At 68.0% G+C, this 19,367-nt stretch carries 20 protein-coding genes and 1 pseudogene; 2 read left to right on the plus strand and 19 right to left on the minus strand.

Features of this window, described 5'->3' with window-relative positions; translation table 11 throughout:
• The 12 genes and pseudogenes from ACO2TI_RS00005 to guaB all read right to left on the minus strand — a co-directional run.
• Window positions 1-279 (minus strand): annotated as a pseudogene (locus tag ACO2TI_RS00005) (MotA/TolQ/ExbB proton channel family protein); the annotation flags it as partial.
• A 472-nt stretch (window positions 280-751) separates the two neighbouring features.
• Window positions 752-3,529, minus strand: coding sequence for a TonB-dependent receptor (locus ACO2TI_RS00010; protein ID WP_423281347.1), 2,778 nt, complete (start codon window positions 3,527-3,529; stop codon window positions 752-754).
• 491 nt (window positions 3,530-4,020) lie between these two features.
• Window positions 4,021-4,989 (minus strand): LD-carboxypeptidase, encoded by a 969-nt coding sequence (locus tag ACO2TI_RS00015; protein ID WP_423281348.1) that lies wholly within the window; start codon window positions 4,987-4,989, stop codon window positions 4,021-4,023.
• An 8-nt stretch (window positions 4,990-4,997) separates the two neighbouring features.
• Window positions 4,998-5,642 (minus strand): tRNA adenosine(34) deaminase TadA, encoded by a 645-nt coding sequence (gene tadA / locus ACO2TI_RS00020; protein WP_423281349.1) that lies wholly within the window; start codon window positions 5,640-5,642, stop codon window positions 4,998-5,000.
• 4 nt (window positions 5,643-5,646) lie between these two features.
• Entirely contained in the window at window positions 5,647-5,964 is a 318-nt protein-coding gene (locus tag ACO2TI_RS00025; RefSeq protein ID WP_423281350.1) for a hypothetical protein, read from the minus strand.
• 96 nt (window positions 5,965-6,060) lie between these two features.
• Window positions 6,061-6,378: a hypothetical protein gene (locus ACO2TI_RS00030; RefSeq protein WP_423281351.1), complete on the minus strand. Its 318-nt coding sequence runs from the start codon at window positions 6,376-6,378 to the stop codon at window positions 6,061-6,063.
• 13 nt (window positions 6,379-6,391) lie between these two features.
• The gene (locus ACO2TI_RS00035; protein ID WP_423281352.1) at window positions 6,392-6,571 is read right to left on the minus strand and encodes a hypothetical protein; all 180 of its coding nucleotides are present in this window, start codon (window positions 6,569-6,571) and stop codon (window positions 6,392-6,394) included.
• Window positions 6,572-6,648: 77 nt separating this feature from the next.
• Entirely contained in the window at window positions 6,649-8,235 is a 1,587-nt protein-coding gene (gene guaA, locus ACO2TI_RS00040) for a glutamine-hydrolyzing GMP synthase (protein WP_423281353.1), read from the minus strand.
• Between the two features lie 20 nt (window positions 8,236-8,255).
• Complete coding sequence (locus ACO2TI_RS00045; protein ID WP_423281354.1) at window positions 8,256-9,527, minus strand: MFS transporter; 1,272 nt, start codon at window positions 9,525-9,527, stop codon at window positions 8,256-8,258.
• The gene (locus ACO2TI_RS00050) at window positions 9,524-9,967 is read right to left on the minus strand and encodes a type II toxin-antitoxin system VapC family toxin (protein WP_423281355.1); all 444 of its coding nucleotides are present in this window, start codon (window positions 9,965-9,967) and stop codon (window positions 9,524-9,526) included. Before ACO2TI_RS00050 ends, ACO2TI_RS00045 begins: the two co-directional genes overlap by 4 nt.
• Entirely contained in the window at window positions 9,964-10,209 is a 246-nt protein-coding gene (locus tag ACO2TI_RS00055; RefSeq protein WP_423281356.1) for a type II toxin-antitoxin system Phd/YefM family antitoxin, read from the minus strand. Before ACO2TI_RS00055 ends, ACO2TI_RS00050 begins: the two co-directional genes overlap by 4 nt.
• 43 nt (window positions 10,210-10,252) lie before the next feature.
• Entirely contained in the window at window positions 10,253-11,722 is a 1,470-nt protein-coding gene (gene guaB / locus ACO2TI_RS00060; RefSeq protein ID WP_423281357.1) for an IMP dehydrogenase, read from the minus strand.
• Between the two features lie 120 nt (window positions 11,723-11,842).
• Between guaB and ACO2TI_RS00065 the strand changes: the two genes are divergently transcribed.
• On the plus strand, window positions 11,843-12,352 hold the full coding sequence (locus tag ACO2TI_RS00065; protein WP_423281358.1) for a DUF4124 domain-containing protein: 510 nt from the start codon (window positions 11,843-11,845) through the stop codon (window positions 12,350-12,352).
• 12 nt (window positions 12,353-12,364) lie between these two features.
• Here ACO2TI_RS00065 and ACO2TI_RS00070 read toward each other — a convergent pair whose 3' ends face one another.
• Window positions 12,365-12,703, minus strand: a complete 339-nt coding sequence (locus ACO2TI_RS00070; RefSeq protein WP_423281359.1) for an RnfH family protein — start codon at window positions 12,701-12,703, stop codon at window positions 12,365-12,367.
• Window positions 12,700-13,173 carry a type II toxin-antitoxin system RatA family toxin gene (locus ACO2TI_RS00075; RefSeq protein WP_423281360.1) on the minus strand — a complete coding sequence of 158 codons (474 nt, stop codon included), beginning with the start codon at window positions 13,171-13,173 and terminating at the stop codon, window positions 12,700-12,702. The genes ACO2TI_RS00070 and ACO2TI_RS00075 overlap by 4 nt, the downstream gene beginning before the upstream one ends.
• Before the next feature lie 36 nt (window positions 13,174-13,209).
• Here ACO2TI_RS00075 and smpB point away from each other — a divergent pair, with 36 nt between their 5' ends.
• The gene (gene smpB, locus ACO2TI_RS00080) at window positions 13,210-13,674 is read left to right on the plus strand and encodes an SsrA-binding protein SmpB (RefSeq protein ID WP_423281361.1); all 465 of its coding nucleotides are present in this window, start codon (window positions 13,210-13,212) and stop codon (window positions 13,672-13,674) included.
• A gap of 28 nt (window positions 13,675-13,702) precedes the next feature.
• Here smpB and ACO2TI_RS00085 read toward each other — a convergent pair whose 3' ends face one another.
• From ACO2TI_RS00085 to ACO2TI_RS00105, 5 genes are all read right to left on the minus strand, one after another.
• On the minus strand, window positions 13,703-14,770 hold the full coding sequence (locus tag ACO2TI_RS00085) for an acyltransferase family protein (protein ID WP_423281363.1): 1,068 nt from the start codon (window positions 14,768-14,770) through the stop codon (window positions 13,703-13,705).
• 13 nt (window positions 14,771-14,783) lie between these two features.
• Window positions 14,784-15,989, minus strand: a complete 1,206-nt coding sequence (locus tag ACO2TI_RS00090) for a PLP-dependent transferase (protein WP_423281364.1) — start codon at window positions 15,987-15,989, stop codon at window positions 14,784-14,786.
• Window positions 15,989-17,386, minus strand: a complete 1,398-nt coding sequence (rimO, locus tag ACO2TI_RS00095; RefSeq protein WP_423281365.1) for a 30S ribosomal protein S12 methylthiotransferase RimO — start codon at window positions 17,384-17,386, stop codon at window positions 15,989-15,991. The genes ACO2TI_RS00090 and rimO overlap by 1 nt, the downstream gene beginning before the upstream one ends.
• 51 nt (window positions 17,387-17,437) lie before the next feature.
• On the minus strand, window positions 17,438-18,058 hold the full coding sequence (gene phaR, locus ACO2TI_RS00100) for a polyhydroxyalkanoate synthesis repressor PhaR (RefSeq protein ID WP_423281366.1): 621 nt from the start codon (window positions 18,056-18,058) through the stop codon (window positions 17,438-17,440).
• A gap of 184 nt (window positions 18,059-18,242) precedes the next feature.
• Window positions 18,243-19,274, minus strand: a complete 1,032-nt coding sequence (locus ACO2TI_RS00105; protein ID WP_423281367.1) for an AraC family transcriptional regulator — start codon at window positions 19,272-19,274, stop codon at window positions 18,243-18,245.
• Window positions 19,275-19,367: the final 93 nt, after the last annotated feature.

The following is a 19,367-nucleotide window of genomic DNA, read 5'->3' on the forward strand; positions in this document are numbered from 1 at the left end:
CATGATCACCATGATGATGAGCACCGCCTTGGCAACCGCGTCGGAGCCCTTCCACAGCGCTTCGAGGCCGTAGGGGTTGTCGACCTTGGCGGCCGCGGGAGCGGGCGCGCTGGCGAGGTTGGGGGCGGCTTCCACGGCCGCCGGCGCGGCGGCCGGGGCCGAGGCTTCGGGGGCGGCGGGGGTCTGGGCCTGGGCGGCCGGCGCGAACGTGCCGGCGGCAGTGATCAGGGCAAGCGCAGCAGCGAGAGCCGCGAAGGAATGCGTGAGCTTACGGAACATGAGGTCTCCGGTCAGGCGAAGAACGGGGTTTCGATGAAACCGTCTGACGCCGACGCGAAGCTGCGGCGGGCCGACGGACGCGAGGCTGGCGGTCCTTAAGTCCCCTCAGCACAGAGGAGGCAAGGCCAGCCGGGTCGCGCCGCGCGTACGACAACGCGCGAAGACCGGAGGGAGGCACTCGATTGCGACACTTCTGTACTCCGTGGGTCTGGAGAGCGGGCTTGATGGATCAAGCCGAGGATTATCGCCGCACGACGGGTAGGTACGGCGAATCACAGGGGCCGGTAAGCCCTAGGTATGGCAAGCAGATGCAGCACGCTTGGCTGTGTCGGCGGGCCGCGCGGGAGGCTAACAAAAAAAGCCTGCGAGCTGAACGCTCGCAGGCGGGGGATAGAGCGGTTTCTTAGACGTCTGCGCCTAGCGGTTCGAGGGTTGCCCCTCTTGCCGCCAGGACTCAGACGCGCTCATTAGGTCAGTAGAACGAGTACTTCGCGCCGACCGTGAAGAAGCGGCCAACCGCGCCCGACTGGTGCCAGGTCTGGTTGTAGTTGATGCCGTACGTGAGCACCAGGTACGGATCGAACGGGGCCTTCTTGTCGAAGAGGTTCTGGATCGAGAAGTTCAGGTCCAGGTTCTTCGTCGGCGACCAGCGACCGAACAGGTCGAACGTCGTGTAGCCACCCAGCTTGCAGCCGTTGTAGACGTTGCCGTTCACGTCGAACGCACCGCAGTTGTACTGGCCGTTGTCCGGGTAGATCACGCCGGTGTTGGCGTTGGAGATCGAACCCTCGCCGTCCGACGGCGACGTATCGCCAACGTGGTCGATCAACTTGATCTTGCCCACATAGTTGGCACCGAGAGTTAGCGCGACCGGACCACGGTCCCAGGTCAGCGACAAGCTGGCGCGATCCTTCGGAGTGCCGCCACCTGCGCTTTGCACCAGCGGGCCGTGCGTTCCCGCGTACTCGAACGTGTTGCCATCCGCGTCGGTGCGCTCGAAGCTCTTCGTGTGCGACCAGTTCAACTGCGAGGTGAGTCGCCCCGCTTCGCCGAGGTTCATCCGGTAGCGCAGCTCGAGGTCGACACCGTCCGTCTTGGTCTTCGCGGCATTCCGATAGAAGCCAGTGACCGTGGCGATGTTGCCGTCCGAATCGTAGTAGATGAACGACCCCGGCTGAGCGCCCGGAACCTGTGACAGCGGCGTGCCGCCCGTGGTCGGGTTGTCACCGATGATCGCGTTCGGATCAGCCTGGACGATCTCATTCTTGCGATCGACCTTCCAGAAGTCGACAGTCGCGCTGAGCCCGGGCATCGGCTCGAGGACCAGACCCAGGTTATAGCTCTTGGCTTCTTCCGGCTTGATGTCCGGGGTACCTTGCGACAGGATGCCGTAGGTCGTGAAGCCGAAGCTCGAACCGCCGGTTTCAGCCGGGCCGGGTGCACGGAACGCCTCGGCGTAGGTTCCGCGGATCGCCACTTGGTCAATCGGCTTCAGCTTGAACGTCACCTTCGGGTTCGTCGTGCTGCCGAAGTCCGAGTAGTGGTCGTAGCGCAGCGCACCGCCGAGCTCGAGCCACTTGGTGACCGGCGCGCTCAACTCGCCGTACAGCGCGTAGACCTTGCGCTTGGCGCTGAAGGCCGAGTAGCCGAGACCGACGATCTCGGCCGTGTCGGTGAACGGCACCGGCGGCGTGTCGGCATCTTCCCAGCGGTAATCGCCACCGATGGCCAAGCCCATGCTGCCGCCCGCCAGCGCCATCAGGTCACGCGTAACCTTGAAATCGATCGCCTTGATCGAACTGGTCGGCTTGTTCTCGAGCACCGGCGAGATTGCCGCGAGGACGGCGGGATCCGTCGTATTCGGATTGTTGATGCGATAGGTGCCGTTGTTCAGCGCCTCCTGCATCAGGTCGTAGCGGATGAAGCCGAAGTTGCGGTTCGTCAGCTTGCTCTTGATGTACGAAGCGCCAACGTCATAGTCCCAGCCAAAGCCGGTGCCCTGCAGGCCGGTGACGAAGCGGAACACTTTGTTGTCGGTGTGCTGGTCACGCCCGCCGAGTTCCTGCGGGCGGTACAGGAACTGAGAGTCCACGCCCAAAGGGTTGTCAGGATGGGTTCCCGGCAGCGTCATCGGGCCGTGCGTCACGAGCGGATTCAGCGGATCGCCCGGCAGGTAGACACCGGTGTCGTTATTGGCGCCCAGCGTGCCGTTTGCCTTCGACTTGGTGTTGAAGTAGCCGATCTCCGCGTAGCCGGTCATCGACTCGGTGATCTGCACCGTGCCGCGGGTAAACAGGTTGAGGCGTTCGAGCTGCGGCTGGACCTCTTGGTGAGTCAGCGGATTGAAGCGGCACAGGCCGGTATCCGGATCGATCAGGCTGGCATCGCACGAGATCACGTTCGTGCGCGGGCCGAGGGCGCCGGTGACCGGATCGATTGCGCGAACCACGCCATACGGCGAGTTGCCGGTGGGAGTGGCCAGACCGAAGTACGGACGGGGTGCGCCGTTGGTAGTGTCGAAGTAGCCGCGCGACGTCAGATCGCTCTGGCCGATGTAACCGCGGTCGACCGACCAGATGTTCTTCTGCTTCGACGCTTCCAGGCTCAGAAAGACGTTGTACTTGTCGGCGTCGAGATCACCGAAGCCGAACGAGCCGAACACGCGTCCCGTCTCGCCGTCCGCGCGGCCGCTCTGGCCGTATGAACCGCCGATCGACGCGCCGGTGTATTGCTTGCGCAGAATCACGTTGACCACGCCACCCACGGCATCCGCGCCGTAGATCGCCGAGGCACCGTCCTTCAGGACTTCAATGCGGTCCACCGCTTCGAGCGGCAGCGAGTTCAGGTCGACGAAGTTGCGCGTGCCGTCGTCCGCCAGACCATAGGTGGTCATGCGGCGACCATTGACTAGCACCAGGGTCGAGTTGACGCCCAGACCACGCAGCGACACGGCAGCGGAGCCGGAAGCGAAGCCGTTGCTGAACGACGAGGGGATCGAGCCACCCCCGTCGGCGGTCAGATTGCGCAGGACCTCCTGGATCGACTGCTTGCCGGTCTTCTCGATCTCGTCGCGCGTGATCACCTGCACCGGCGACGCCGTCTCGGCGTCCGTGCGCTTGATGTTCGAACCCGTGACCGTCACGCGTTCGAGCTGTTGCTGGGGCTGCGCTTGCGCGTAGACGCCTGCCGAGAGCAGCGCGCCACCGCAAGCGACCAGCACGCCGGCCGCCAGCTTCGTGGGTTTGAGCATTCCAAGACTCCTGAAAGGGAAGGTTGAAGGATGAACCTTGCTGCGGGCCGAGCCTGTGTCGATCGCCGGGTCAGCGACGCCATGCTCATGACCGCAACCATGTGCCTGCCTGCAAGCCACGTGCCGATGTTGTTCACCAGCGCGACACGCCTGCGCATACATGTAAATAAATTGTCACGGCGCGCCCCACGGCGGGGCGGCTAGGGAGTTCCCCGATCAGGAATGGGTTGCAGCAGTGCTCGCTCGTGCAATGCAACCCTCAACGTCCCGCAAAGCCAGCATTCATGCGGGTTTGCGGCGAGCGCTATCGAGATGCGCGTCGTCGCTGTGCTAAGCCTTACTAGGCCCGCGGCCCTAAGGCGAGGCGCTTCAACGTTGGCATCGCACAACAGCCGCGTGCCCATCGTCGGCGGCGTATCGCCGCGGTGCGAATGCACCAGCGTTGATCGCGACGTGGTGCACGCCTTCATCTGAAGGCGGCCGCGGCGCCCTTAACCCCACGCGATCAGCACGTCGCGCCCCTCGGCGACGAGGTCGACGCGATGGCCGACCGGCAGGCACACCTTGGTGGCCACGTGGCCGAACGGCAGGCCGGTGAGCACCGGCACCTGGGTCGCCGAGCGCACGTGCGCGATCGCCGTCTTGAGCGAATAACCGCGGTCCAGCGGCGACTTCTTCCAGCCGCTGAAGTCACCCAGCAGCACGGCGCGCTGCGCGTCGAGCACGCCGGCCTGCGCGAGCTGCAGCAGCGTGCGCTCGGTGCGATAGGGGTGCTCGTTGACGTCCTCGAGGAAGAGGATGCCGCCCTTGAGCTTCGGGAAATGCGGCGTGCCGAGCATCGCGGCAAGCACCGTGAGATTGCCGCCCCACAGCGTGCCGCGCGCTTCGAGGCCGTCGAAGCCGGCTTCGGTGCGAAAGCCCACCGCTTCGAGTTCGCCGGTCATGGCTTCGACGAAGCAGGCTTCGGTGATGTCGTCGACGCCGCCCTGCTCCGCCGTGCGGCCGAAGTCGTCGCAGGCCAGCGGTCCGGCCCACATTGGTGCGTCCGGGCCGCAGGCCTTGTGCGCGATCGCGCCCAGGTGCAGCGCGGTCACGTCGCTGTAGCCGACCCAGCGTGTGCCGGCCGCCGTGCTGCGGCCGATGCGGGTCCAGTCGATGCGATCGAGCAATCGCGTCAGGCCATAGCCGCCGCGGCTGGCCATCGCGATGTCCGGCCGCGCATCGGCGATGCGATACAGCGCGGCCAGGCGCGTGTCGTCGTCGCCCGCGAAGCGCTGGTGGCGCGCGAGCGCGGCCTCGTCGATCTCGACCTCGAAGCCGTGGCGGCCGAGGTAGCGCGCCGCGCGGCGCAGCGCCGCCGGCTGGGCCACGACGCCCGCCGGCGACCACAGCGTCATGCGCTGTTGGCTCGGATGCGTGTGCTGGTGGTCGTGAAGATGATGATCGTGGCGCTCGGGCATGCGGCGGCTCAGCGGGGTTGGGCCTCGCCGGTCGCCGGCAGCTCGGCTTCCACCGGCAGCTCGACCGTCTCGGGAATGGGCAGGGGTTCGTCGTTGGCCGGGTCGGGCTCGACCTCGGCGACCGCACGCCGTGCGTCGCGCTCGGCGCGCGCATGGATGCGGCGCTCGGCAAAGAAGTCTCGCAGCAGCTGACCGCACTCGGTCGCCATCACGCCGCCGACGACCTCGGTGTGGTGGTTCAGCTCGCGCTGCGCGAACAGGTCGACGACGGATCCTGCCGCTCCGGTCTTGGGATCGGCCGCACCGAACACGATGCGCTTGAAGCGCGCGTGCATCAGCGCCATCGCGCACATCGCGCAGGGCTCAAGCGTGACGTAGAGCTCGCAGTCCGGCAGGCGGTAGTTCTCGACCAGCTGCGCGGCATGCCGAAGCGCGACGATCTCGGCATGCGCGGTCGGATCGCTGGTGGTGATCGGCCGGTTGTAGCCCGTGGCGATCAGCTGCGGGCCGGCGTCGGTGTGACGAACGATCACCGCGCCCACCGGCACCTCGCCGACGAGCTGGGCATTGAGCGCCTGGCTCAGCGCCTGGGCCATGTACATGCCGTCGCGCTGGGCCTGCTCCTCGGCGTTCGAAAGAGGCAAGGACGTCATCGATTCACTGCCCGCCATCGCCGCGCGCGGCACCTTGCTGCAGCGCGCGGTTGACGTCTTGCTTCACCTGGTTCTGCAGGTTCTGCGATTGCTGCGGAACCGTCATCGCGTTGGGATCGGCCGCCACGGCGCCGGGAAAGGCATCGAGCCGGCCCGCGCGGTCGCCGGCGGGCGCCGCAGCGCCGCCGTCCGTGGTGGCCGTCGACGTGGCCGCGGGCAGGCTGCTCGGGATCGCCTTGACCGCCTGCAGCTGCTTCTTGGCGACCGATCCGATGATGGCAAGCACGACCAGCAGGCCGAGCACGCCGAAGATCATGCGCATGGCGTCATCGTGTTGGGGGTTGCGGGGTGCGGCCAAGCTGGTTGGCGCGTCGATCACCAGATCATAGACGCGCACCGCGCACCAAGGCGCCGGCGATCAGCGTCCGATCAGCGAGCAGCGCCAGACCTGCGAGAGTTCCCTCACGCGGCCATGCTCGACATCGAGCTCCAGGCCGACGAGCGAGAAGCCGTCGACATCGACGCCCACCAGCACCGGCTCGAACAACGGGCCGCACAGGCCACGGCCCGGGCGCCCTCGCCCATCGATCTCGACCACCTCGGCGGCCCGCAGACTGCGCACGAAGCTGCTCGTCGGCCGGTCGCCGACGATGAGTTCGCCGATCACAGGCGGCTCCAGCTCGTGAGGCCCCAGGCGCACGCCGCCACGGCGCAGTCGGACCACGGAAACGCGCATCGCCAGCGGCGCTTCATCGTGCCAGCACGCCCAGGCGCAGCCACGCCGTTGCGGCCACTTCCGGCGCCAGCCGCCGCCATCTCAAGTCTTGCCACAGCTCGGCCGCGGCATCGCGCAGCTCGTCTTCGGGTGCGTGCGGCCATTGCTCGCGCAGGCGTGCGGCGCAGCGAGCGGTCCATTCCATCGGGTCCATGACTGCCTCCTTCGATACTGTGTTTTTATACAGTATCGAAGGAGCGGCGCCAAGGGCCTTTCAGGCAGCCAGCAACGTCACTCCCACTCGATCGTCGCCGGCGGCTTGGACGAGACGTCGTAGGTCACGCGGTTGATCCCGCGCACCTCGTTGATCACGCGGCTGCTGACCTTCTTGAGCAGGCTGTAGGGCAGCTCGGCCCAGTCGGCCGTCATGAAGTCGCTGGTCTGCACGGCGCGCAGCGCGACGACGTAGTCGTAGGTGCGGCCGTCGCCCATCACGCCGACGCTCTTGACCGGCAGAAAGACCGCGAAGGCCTGGCTCGTCAGGTCGTACCAGCTCTTGCCGCTGGGCGTGTCGATCGCGGCGCGCAGCTCCTCGATGAAGATCGCATCGGCGCGACGCAGCAGGTCGGCGTACTCGCGCTTCACTTCCCCGAGGATGCGCACCCCCAGGCCGGGGCCGGGGAAAGGATGGCGATAAACCATCTCCGGCGGCAGGCCCAGCGCGACGCCGAGCTCGCGCACCTCGTCCTTGAACAGCTCGCGCAGCGGCTCGAGCAGCTTGAGCCCCAGCGTCTCGGGCAGGCCGCCGACGTTGTGGTGGCTCTTGATCGTCGTCGCCTTCTTGGTCTTGGTGCCGCCGGACTCGACCACGTCGGGGTAGATGGTGCCCTGCGCCAGCCACTTGGCCGATTTGAGCTTCTTGGCCTCGGACTGGAACACCTCGACGAACTCGCGGCCGATGATCTTGCGCTTCTGCTCGGGGTCGGTGACGCCCTTCAGATGGCCGAGGAACTGCTCGCTCGCATCGACGTGCACCACCTTGGCGTGCAAGCGGCCGGCAAACATGTCCATCACCAGGCGGCCTTCGTTGAGACGCAAGAGGCCATGGTCGACGAAGACGCAGGTCAGCTGGTCACCGATCGCGCGGTGGATCAGCGCGGCGGCCACGCTCGAATCGACGCCGCCCGACAGGCCGAGGATCACCTCCTCGTCACCGACTTGCTCGCGGATGCGCGCCACCGCTTCGTCGATGTAGTTGCCCATGATCCAGTCGGCCTTGGTGCCGCAGATCTCGCGCACGAAGCGCGTGAGCATCGCGGTGCCCTGCAGCGTGTGCGTGACCTCGGGGTGGAACTGCAGCGCGTAGTAGCCCTTGGCCTCGTTGGCCATGCCGGCGATCGGGCAGCTTGGCGTCGAGGCCATCAGCTTGAAGCCCGGCGGCAGCTCGGTGACCTTGTCGCCGTGGCTCATCCAGACCTTGAGCATGCCGTGGCCCTCGGTGCTGCCGAAGTCCTGGATGCCGTCGAGCAGCCTGGTGTGGCCATGCGCCCTCACCTCGGCATAGCCGAACTCGCGGTGGTCGCTCCACTCGACCTTGCCGCCGAGTTGTACCGCCATGGTCTGCATGCCGTAACAGATGCCCAGCACCGGCACGCCAAGATCCCACACCGCCTGCGGCGCGCGCAGTTCGTGGTCTTCATAGGTGCTGGCGTGGCTGCCGCTGAGGATGATGCCCTTGGGCGCGAACTCGCGGATGAAGGCGTCGGAGACGTCGTTCGGGTGGATCTCGCAGTAGACATGCGCTTCGCGCACGCGCCGGGCAATCAGCTGCGTGACCTGCGAGCCGAAGTCGAGGATGAGGATCTTGTCGTGAGCCATGATGAAGGTCCTGGGGCGGGTCAGGTGGCCGCGGCGCCGGCCCGCTCGGCCAGGCGCTGCGCGCGCATTGCGCGGAAATGGCGGATCGCGAGGAAGGTCGCCGTCGCCTGCAGCGCGGCACAGAAGTAGTACGGCGCGCCGATGCGCCAGTCGCCGTGCGGCAGGTGCGAGACCATGCTCAGCAGCGGTGCGCCGATCAGCGGCGCGAGCACGGCCATCAGGCTGTTGATCGAGGCCGCCGCGCCCAGCGTCTGGCCCTGGGTGCGCGCGTCGGCGGCGTTCGAGACGATGCTCTGCACGGCCGCGGCCGAGGCAAAGCCCAGCACGTTGAGCACGATCACCGCGTACATCATCCAGCCCTCGGTCGCCGCGCCCCACAGCGCGAAGCAGATCGTCGACGAGATCAGGCCCATCACCGCGAGGCGCTGCGCCGTGAAGCGCTTGAGAAGGCGTCCGAGCAGGAACCCCTGCACCAGCGCCGACATCACGCCCACCGCGAATAGCGACCAGCCGTTTTGCAGCGGGCCCCAGCCGAACTTGAACTGCGTGTAGAGCACCCAGGTGGTGTGCAGCGTGAACTGCGCCAGCCCGCTCAGTCCGATCACCGCGACCAGCGGGCCGACGCCGTGGAGCCGCGTCAGGCCCTTGAGCGAGGCGACGGGATTGGCACGCTTCCAGTCGAAGGGCCGGCGTCGCTCGACCGGCAGCGACTCAGGCAGCACAAAGAAGCCGTAGCACCAGTTGGCCAGGGCCAGCGAGCCGGCCACGAAGAACGGCAGGTGCAGGTTGATGGCACCCAGCAGACCGCCCATCACCGGCCCGAGGATGAAGCCCATGCCGAACATCGCGCCCAGCAGCCCGAAGCGCTTGGCGCGCTGTTCGGGCGGCGTGATGTCGGCCACGTAGGCGTTGGCGACCGCCGCGTTGGCCTGCATTGCACCGCTGAAAAGCCGCACGACGATCAGCATCCACAGCGCCGTGGCCAGGCCGGTGACGAAGAAGCTCAGCGCGAGGCCCGAGAAGCCGATCAGCAGCACCGGGCGGCGGCCGAAGCGGTCTGACAGCGCACCGAGAACGGGCGATCCGAAGAAGTTGGCGACGCCGAATGCAAAGGTCACCGCGCCGAACCAGAACGCCTGGTCGGCCTGGCTGCCGGTGAAGGTGCCCACGAGCGGCGGCAACACCGGGATGATCAGACCGATCGACACCATGTCGATCAGCACCGCGATCAGGATGAAGGGCATCGCCGCCTGGCGCGGGGCTGTGGTGCTCGAAGACAGCTCGGAACTCATGTCAGGTCCTGCAGGCGCAGCGTCGGCACCGATTGCCGGGCGGCGGCAGCGGCGATCCGCTCGTCGTGCGTGAGCAGCGGAAGCTTGAGCGACAACGCAAGCCACAGATAGGCCGCGTCGTGCAGCGTGAGGGAATGATCGACGGCCAGCGCGAGGCAGGCGCGGATCTGGTTCGGCTCGGGCGTGGCCAGCTCGACGCGCGTGCGCACCGCATCGAGCACGCTCCACATCAGCATCGCGTCGTCGGCACCAACGCGGCGGCGGCGCACCGCATTGGCGATCAGGTCGCCGCACTGCCACAGCCACGACTCGGGCGCATGCACGTCGATCGTGCTGCTGCGCACGCGGGCGTAGACCTCGGCGGCAGCCGCGTCGTGCTCGTCGGGCAGGAGCCAGGCCGCGGTGACCGAGGCGTCGATGACGACGGCGTCGACCTTCATTCGCGGCCCTCGCCGTTGAGCTCGCGCCAGCCCGGCCCCGGCTTCACGCGCCGATGCAGCTCGTGAATGGCCGCCAGCTCGCGCTGGATCTGTTCGGCCGTGATGACCGGCGTGCGCTTCACCGGCAGCATGCGCACCACTTCCTTGCCGTGGCGCGTGATGCGCACTTCCTCGCCGGCCTCGACCTCGTCGATCAGGGCGGAGAAGTTGCGCTTGGCGTCGAAGATGCCGGTGACTTTCATTCTGGCCAGCTCATCATGAACTGGCCAGAATTATAGCCAAGCCTCACTCCATGCGGTAGTTCGGCGCTTCCTTCGTGATCTGCACGTCGTGAACGTGGCTCTCGCGGATGCCGGCCGCGGTGATCTCGACGAACTCGGCCCGCTCGCGCATCTCTTCGACCGTCGCGCAGCCGCAGTAGCCCATCGACGCGCGCAGGCCTCCGGCCATCTGGTACAGGATCGCGATCACCGAGCCCTTGTAGGGCACGCGGCCCTCGATGCCCTCGGGCACGAGCTTGTCGGCGTTGGGGTTGGCGCCGGTGTTGTCCTGGAAGTAGCGGTCGGCGCTGCCTTGCTGCATCGCGCCGATCGAGCCCATGCCGCGGTAGCTCTTGTAGCTGCGGCCCTGGTAGAGGATCACCTCGCCCGGCGCTTCTTCGGTGCCGGCGAACATGCCGCCCATCATCACCGTGTGCGCACCAGCCGCCAGGGCCTTGGCGATGTCGCCCGAGTAGCGGATGCCGCCATCGGCGATCAGCGGCACGCCGCTGCCCTTGAGCGCGGTGGCGACGTTGTCGATCGCCATGATCTGCGGCACGCCCACGCCGGCGACGATGCGCGTGGTGCAGATCGAACCCGGGCCGATGCCAACCTTGACGCCGTCGGCGCCGGCTTCGGCCAGCGCCAGCGCCGCCGCGCCGGTGGCGATGTTGCCGCCGATCACGTCGATGGACGGGAAGTTCTGCTTGACCCAGCGCACGCGGTCGATCACGCCCTTGCTGTGGCCGTGCGCGGTGTCGACGACGATGGCGTCGACACCGGCCTTGACCAGCAGTTCGACGCGCTCTTCCGTGCCCTCGCCCACGCCGACGGCGGCGCCGACGCGCAGCTTGCCTTGTGCGTCACGGGCGGCGTTGGGGAAGCTGGTCTGCTTGGTGATGTCCTTGACCGTGAACAGGCCGCGAAGCTCGTCGCGGTCGTTGAGCACCAGCACGCGTTCGAGCTTGTGCGTGTGCATCAGCGCCTTGGCTTCGGCGAGCGAGGCGCCCTCCTTCACGGTGACCAGGCGCTCGCGCGGCGTCATGATCTCGCGCACCGGGGCGTCGAGGCGCGTTTCGAAGCGCAGGTCGCGGCCGGTGACGATACCGACCACGCGGCCTTCCTCGATGACCGGGAAGCCCGAGATCCCATGCTGGCGCGACAGCTCGATCACGTCGCGCACCCGCACGCCGGGCGAGATGGTGATCGGGTCGCGCAGCAGGCCCGATTCGTAGCGCTTCACGCGCGAGACCTCGGCCGCCTGCTGCTTGGGCGTGAGATTCTTGTGGATGATGCCGATGCCGCCTTCTTGCGCCAGCGCGATCGCGAGTCGCGCCTCGGTCACGGTGTCCATCGCGGCGGACACCAGCGGCAGGTTCAGCGTGATGTTGCGGGAGAGGCGGGTCGCGAGCGAGGTGTCGCGCGGCAGGACCTGGGAGAACGCGGGCACCAGCAACACATCGTCGAAGGTGAGCGCTTTGCCGAGTAGGCGCATGGGAAAGCTCCAGACGCAAAAGCGAATTATACGGACCGCCACCCACCCGACGTGCCCGCGCGACAGAGTTCACGCCAATCCGGGTAGGCCATCAAGGGGTGCGCCGCTACACTGGCCCGCATGAAGCGCGTTCCTGCCCTTGCCCCGCTGATCGGACTCACCCTGGCGCTGGGCGCCTGGAGCCTGCCTGCGGCAGCACAGTGGAAATGGAAGGACGCCGGCGGCCAAGTTCAGTACAGCGACCTGCCGCCGCCCAAGACGGTGCCCGAGAAGGACATCCTCCAGCGTCCGCCGGTGCAGGCCGCACGCGTCGTGCCGGTGGCCGCGGCCAGCGCCCCGGCGGCCGCCTCGGCGCCCGCGGGCGTCGATCCGCAGCTCGAGGCCAAGCGCAAGCAGGCCGAGCAGCAGGAGGCCGCCAAGCGCAAGGCGGAGCAGAAGGCCGAGGAAGACAAGCTCGCCGCCGTGCGTGCGGAGAACTGCCAGAAGGCCCGCGCCAATCTGCGCCTGCTGGAAGATGGCGGCCGCATCCAGCGCATGAACGACAAGGGCGAGCGCGAGTACCTCGACGACGCCGGCCGCGCACGCGAGATGGCGGCCGCACGCCAGACCATCGCCAGCGAGTGCCGCTGAGCGCGGCCTCGATCAGCGGCGCCTGAGCGCGCGCTGTGTCTTCGACAGCTTCTCCTTCGGCTGTTTTTGATAGCGCTGGCGGCGCGCTTCCTTGGGATCGACCTTCAACGCACGGTAGACCTCGAGCCGGTCGCCGTCGCACAGCATGGCGCTTGGCGCGCAGGCTCGGCCCCAGACGCCCAGGGCCATCACGCTCGGATCGATCTCCGGATGGCGCTCCATCAGGCGGCTCGCGCGCAACGCCTGCAGCGCACTGCTGCCCGCCGCGAGCTCCAGCCTGACCAGCTCAATCTCGCCGGCCGCCGGGCTGTATGCCACCTCGACGACGATAACCCCCACCACGCGGCTCATCGCGGCCCGTAGACCTGCTCGGCGCGCTTCACGAAGGCGTCGACGAAGGTATGCGCAATGCGGTCGAACACCGGGCTCACCACGGCCTCCAGCGCCGTGCTGTTGAACGCGTAGCGCAGGTCGAACTCGATCTTGCACGCCGCCGGCGACGCGGCCGCACTCTCGTCGGCACCGGCCGGCGTGCCCAGCGCAATGAAGCGCCAGCTGCCTTCGAGACGGGAGAACGGGCCATCGACCAGCGCCATCAGCACCGAGTCGCCCGGCACGTGCGTGTTGCGTGTGGTGAAGGCATGGCGAACGCCGTGGTAGTGGAGATGCAGGCGCGCGGTCATGCCGTCGTCGTGCATCTCGAGGACCTCTGCCCTGTCGCACCACGGCAGGAACCGCGGGTAGTCGGTGACGGCGGTCACGAGGTCGTAGATCTCGCGCGCCGAATACCAAAGCAGGACCGATTTCTTGACGTGCTTCATGGCTTCTTAGAATCGGGGATTCTATTGAGAGACGACATGTCGATCGCCGAGAACAAGAAGGCCCGCTTCAACTACCACCTCGAAGAACGCCATGAGACCGGCATCGTGCTCGAGGGCTGGGAGGTCAAGGCGATCCGCGCCGGGCAGGTGCAGCTCACCGACGGCTATGTCGTGATCAAGGACGGCGAGCTGTTCCTGATCGGCTGCCGCATCAATCCGCTGCGCGAGGCTTCAACCCACGTGCATCCGCAAGCCGACCGCACGCGCAAGCTGCTGATGCACCGCGACGAGATCCGCCGGCTGATCGGCAAGGTCGAGCAGCGCGGCTTCACGCTGGTGCCGCTGGACCTGCACTACAAGGGCGGACGCGTGAAGGTCGAGATCGCGCTGGCCAAGGGCAAGGCCGAGCACGACAAGCGCGAGACCGAGAAGAAGCGCGACTGGGAGCGCGAAAAGGGCCGCCTGATGCGCACCAAGGTCGCGTCCAACCCCAAAGGCTGATCTGAGGTCCGGACTGTCGGCCGCCCGCTCAGACCGTCGCCGGGCGGGCCGCGCGGCCCAGCCAGTGAGCTGCGCGCTGCTCGACGTGGCGGTGAAAAAGCGCGCCGGCGCCAACGCTCGCCGCCCATGCGAGCAGCACGCCCAGCCCCTGCACCGCGACCGCATCCGACGCAAATCGATCGAACGCGGCATTGACCACCATGCACACCGGGAAGTGCACCAGGAACACCGCGTAGCTGATGCGCGCGAGCCAGTTCACCAGCGCGCGCCCGGCCTCGCCGATCGGCAGCCGCGCGTCGGACCACATCACCAGCACCAGCGCGACGATGCCGGCCAGCGCGATGCGAGAGCGGAACTCGAACGCAAGCGCCGCGCCCACCAGCGCAGCGCACAACAGGAGCCCGCCGACGCGACGGTTAGGCGCCCTGCCCCACCAGGCCGCGAGCACGCCAAGTCCGTAACTGCCGAAGAAGTACGGTGCCGCGACGTCCCAGTCGGCATCGCGATTGAAGTGGAACAGCGCAGCGCCCATCAACGCCAGCACCGCCCAGGGCGCGATCGGCCGGCGCCACCCGAAGCTGCGCTCGAGGGCGCCGCAGACCGCCAGCAGCAGCACCAGCAGCGCGAACAGCTGGAAGTCGATCGACACGTACCAGACGCCGGCCGACAAGGCCTCGACGGCCAGCAGGTCCTGCAGCAACAGCAGGTGCGCGATGACCTGCCCCGGTTGCGGCGCGCCCGGCACCGAGTCATGCGTCATCCAGCCGCGCGCCAGCGCCGCAGCGGCAATCGCGATGACGAGCATGGCCGCGAGCGGGATCGCCAGGCGCAGGTAGCGGTCGAGCAGCAGCCGCCCGATCGAGGGCCCGCCATCGCGAAAGAGCGCCGGCTCCAGCCGCCGCGCCGCAAGGAAGCCGCCGACGACGAGGAACACCTGCACCGCGAGTCGCCCGTGCTGCGCCAGCCAGTCGAACACGACAGGCGCGAGCGCCGACGCGTGGTCCGACATCGGGCCGTAGAACGCCAGGTGGTGCAGCACGATCAGCTGCGAGGCGACGGCCTTGAGGGCGTCGACGCCGTCGAGGCGGCGGTTCACCGCGGCGTGCATCTCAGGGCAGCCGCTGCAGCGCCTGCTCGAGGTCGGCGATCAGGTCGTCGACCGACTCCAGCCCGATGCTCAGGCGCAGCAGCGTGCCGCGGTAGGGCTGCGGCAGCCTGCGGATGGCCGTGGCCTGGTACGGCACCGCCAGGCTGACCGGTCCGCCCCACGACCAGCCGATGCGAAACAACCGCAGCGCATCGACCACCGCGTCGACCTGCGCCGGCGCAAAGCGCGCATCGAGTTCCAGCGTCAACAGGCCCGCGGCGGCATCGCACAGCGCGGCCCAGTGCGCATGGCCGGGCGAATCGGGCAGCGAGGGATGGAGCACGCGCGCGACCTCGGGCCGCTGCCGGCACCACTGCGCGACGCGGCGCGCGGCCGCGTCCTGCGCCGCGTAGCGCAGCGGCAGTGTCGGCAGCGATCGCAGGACGGCCTCGGCATCGTTGGCGCCGACACCCAGGCCCAGGCGGCTGTGCGTCATCGCCAGCGTGTCGTGCAAGGCGCGGTCGCGTGTGGCGATCGAGCCCATCAGCAGGTCGCCGCCGCCCGAGGGGTACTTGGTCAACGCGTGCACGGTGAGGTCGACCGCAAGCCCGTCGCCGAGGTCGAAGGCGTTGAAGGCCAGTCCGGCGCCCCAGGTGTTGTCGAGCGCGACGATCGGCGCGCCCTCACCCGTGGCGCGCGCCGCGCGCACCGTTCGGACCAGCGCGCGCAGATCGGGGAACTCCAGCGTCACCGAGCCCGGCGCCTCCAGCCACACCAGCCGCGTCGCGGGCGTGATGGCTTGTGCCAGCGAGGCCGGATCCATCGGGTCGTAGAGCTTGTGCGCGATGCCCCAGCGCGCCAGCTCGTGGCGCGCGAAGTTGAGGCTCGGCGCGTAGACGTTGTCAGGCAGCAGCAGCTCGTCGCCGCTTTTCAGGAAGGCCTGATCGACCGTGGTGACTGCCGCCAACCCGCTCGGTGCCAGCAGCACATGCGTCGCGCCCTCGAGCGTGGCAATGCGCTGCTCGAGCGTGAAGGTGGTCGGCGTGCCGTGAAGGCCGTAGGTGTAGCCGCTCTTGTCGACCCAGCGCTGGCTGCGCATTTGGGCCGTGTCGCGGAAGAACACCGTCGAGGCCTTGTGCACCGCCACCGCCGGCGACTCGAAGTCCTCGGGCGGCTGGTAGTCGTGGTGGATCAGCGCGGTCGCGCGCTGCTCGGGCGCCCGGCCCATCAGACCACCTCGCCGACGAGATCGTGGCCCTGCGTGCCGACGATGCGCGCGCGCACGAAATCGCCGACCTTGTAGGTCTTGGAGGCCTTGGCCGGCGGCAGCAGCTGCACGGTGCCGTCGATCTCGGGGGCGTCGGCATAGCTGCGGCCGACGCCGCCCTTGCGGCCCAGCGCCACCGCGCGGTCGACCAGCACCTGCATCGTCGCGCCGACGCGCTCGGCGAGCTTGGCGGCCGAGACCTCCTCGGCCACGGCCATGAAGCGCGCGCGGCGTTCCTCGCGCACGTCGTCGGGCAGCGCGCCGGGCAGCTCGTTGGCCGTGGCGCCCTCGACCGGCGAGTACGAGAAGCAGCCGGCGCGGTCGATGCGCGCCTCGCGCGCGAACTCGAGCAGCGCTTCGAACTCGGCCTCGGTCTCGCCCGGGAATCCCGCGATGAAGGTCGAGCGGATCACGATCTGCGGGCACAGCTCGCGCCAGCGCGCGATGCGCTCGAGGTTGCGCTCGCCGCTCGCGGGGCGCTTCATGCGGCGCAGCACGTCGGGGTGCGCATGCTGGAACGGCACGTCGAGGTAAGGCAGCACGCGGCCTTGCGCCATCAGCGGCACGATGTCGTCGACGTGCGGATACGGGTAGACGTAATGCAGCCGCACCCAGGCGCCGTAGGGCTCGGCCAGGCGGCCGAGCTGCTCGACGAGGTCGTGCATGCGCGTCTTGACCGGCTTGCCGTCCCAGAAGCCGGTGCGGTACTTGACGTCGACGCCGTAGGCCGAGGTGTCCTGGCTCACGACCAGCAGCTCCTTCACGCCCGACTCGAAGAGCGCCCGCGCCTCGCCCAGCACGTCGCCGATCGGGCGCGAGACGAGGTCGCCGCGCATGCTCGGGATGATGCAGAAGGTGCAGCGGTGGTTGCAGCCCTCGCTGATCTTGAGATAGGCGTAGTGCTTGGGGGTCAGCTTGATGCCCGCGGCCGGCACCAGGTCGACGAAGGGATCGTGCGGCTTGGGCGCGTGCGCATGCACCGCATCCATCACCTCCTGCGTCGCGTGCGGGCCGGTCACGGCCAGCACCTTGGGGTGCACCTCGCGCACCAGGTTGCCGCCGTCGGCCGCAGCCTTCGCGCCCAGACAGCCGGTGACGATGACTTTGCCGTTCTCGGACAGCGCTTCGCCGATCGCGTCGAGGCTCTCTTGCACCGCGGCGTCGATGAAGCCGCAGGTGTTGACGATCACCAGGTCGGCGCCCGCGTAGGACTTGCTGGTCTGGTAGCCCTCGGCCGCGAGCTGCGTGAGGATGAGTTCGGAGTCGGTGAGCGCCTTGGGGCAGCCCAGGCTGACGAAGCCGATCTTCGGCGCGGCCGACGAATCGGGCGCGGCGGTCGAGGAGGACACGGTGGACATCCGGCGATTTTCGCCGATCCACGCTCGACCGCCCGTGCAGGGGCAAGCGCGTCAGCGCTTGGGCGGCACGCCGAAGCCCGGCGGGAACAGCGTCTCGGCCTGCTTGTGCATCTGCTCTTGCATCTGCACGAAGAGGTTCTTCGACTGGTCGAGGTAGCTCGACATCAGGCCTTGCATCATCGGCGCCTGCACGTTCATGAACTGCGCCCAGACTTCAGGGCTGAAGCCCTTGCTGCCCGAGCTGCCCATGCCCGACTGCTCGGCGAAGCGGTTCTGGATATCGATGAAGGCCTGGATGTTCTTCTCGAGGTAGGAGCCCATCAGCCCCTGCATCGTGTGGCCGTAGAAGCGGATGATGTGCGCCAGCATCTGCGTGGAGAACATCGGCACGCCGCCCGACTCCTCCTCGAGGATGATCTGCAGCAGGATGCTGCGCGTGAGGTCTTCGCCGGTCTTGGCGTCGCGCACGATGAAGTGCTCGCCTTCGAGGACCATCTGCTTGACGTCGGCCAGCGTGATGTAGCCGCTGGTGCGTGTGTCGTAAAGGCGGCGGTTCGGGTACTTCTTCAGCACTCTCAGATCGGCTTCGCCAGTGGGATGGGTTCCATTGGCCTGCGCCGTGGTGCCGGTGGCGGGGCCGCTCTTGGCGGCCCGGGCCCGCGACTGCGTCATGCTGTGCGCTCCTGCGAGGTCATCGGGGCATTCTAGGAGTCGCCTCTGATGCACCGCCGTGGGGTTTTTATGGGGGAAGCGTCCTGCATTTGATGGAGAAGGCGCGATCGGCAAGAACCGCTTGCCAGTTGACCCACGCGAGCCGCGCGGCCTGGCCAAGGCGGCGTGACGCATCGAGCAGCGCTCAGCGCACCGAAGCGGCGTCGGCCCTCTCCGCGCTGGGCGGGTGGCCGATGATGCGCTTGAAGGCTCGGCTGAACGAGGCTTCCGACTCGTAGCCCAGGCGCTGCGCGACGACGGCGATGCGCAAGTGGTCGCGGGCGATCCATTGGCGCGCCTGGAACATCTTCACCTTGGCCACGTACTTCGCGGGACTCTCGCCCATGGTGCGGGTGAAGGCTTCGGCGAAGCTGGAACGCGAGGCGCCCATCACGTCGGCCAGTTCCGGCACCGTCCAGTCGCGCTCGGGCGCGGCATGGATGGCGGCAATCACTTTGCCGACCTTGGGGCAACGCACCGCCGCCACCCAGCCCGTGGCGTCGTTGCATCCGCATTCCACCCAGGCGCGGATGATGCTCGCGGCCAGCACATCGGCCAGGCGCGCGAGGATGCCGCAGGCACCGATGCGATCGAGCGAAACCTCGCGCTCCATCGCTTCCAGCAATGCCGGCACCGTCGCATCGCGCTGAGCGAGGTCACCGGCCAGCATCACCTCCGGCATCATCGCCACCAGCGGGTGCAGGGGGTCGAGGTTGAAGCGCATGGCCCCGCAGAACATCGTGTCGAACGGCCCGCCGTGGCGGGTGTCGGCCGCGGTGGTCGTGGTGCCGCAGGCCACCCGACCGTCCACGAGATAGATGTTCTCCGACACCGCCACGCGTGCGAGCGAGTCGATGTCGACGCTCGGCACATCGGGCGCGCTGGCGAGCACATGGAAACTGCCGCGCGGCAACAGCACCGCATCGCCGGGCTTCAATCGCGTCCACTCGGTGGACGGCGTACGCAGCCAGCAGCCACCGTTGCCCACGAAGTGAAAGCGCGCCGAGCGCTGCGCCGGAAAGGCCACGGCCCAAGGAGCGTTCATCACGCAGCGACCGTACTCCACGCCGTCGAGTCGCAGCCCGAGCAGGATCTTGGTCAGCGCGTCGGGGCCGCCGGGCAGGCCTGGATCAGCGCTCGCCGTGCCTGGCGAAGTTTCGGACGAAACGTCAAGCATTTTGGATTGTTCGGCATTCAAACGCCTGAATCCTATCCATAAGCTGGCGGCCCTTCCTCTTCGCACCCTCCATCCCGTGTCTGCAACGACCTG

It is taken from the genome of Caldimonas sp. KR1-144 (assembly GCF_049446155.1).
GTDB lineage: Bacteria > Pseudomonadota > Gammaproteobacteria > Burkholderiales > Burkholderiaceae_C > Rivibacter.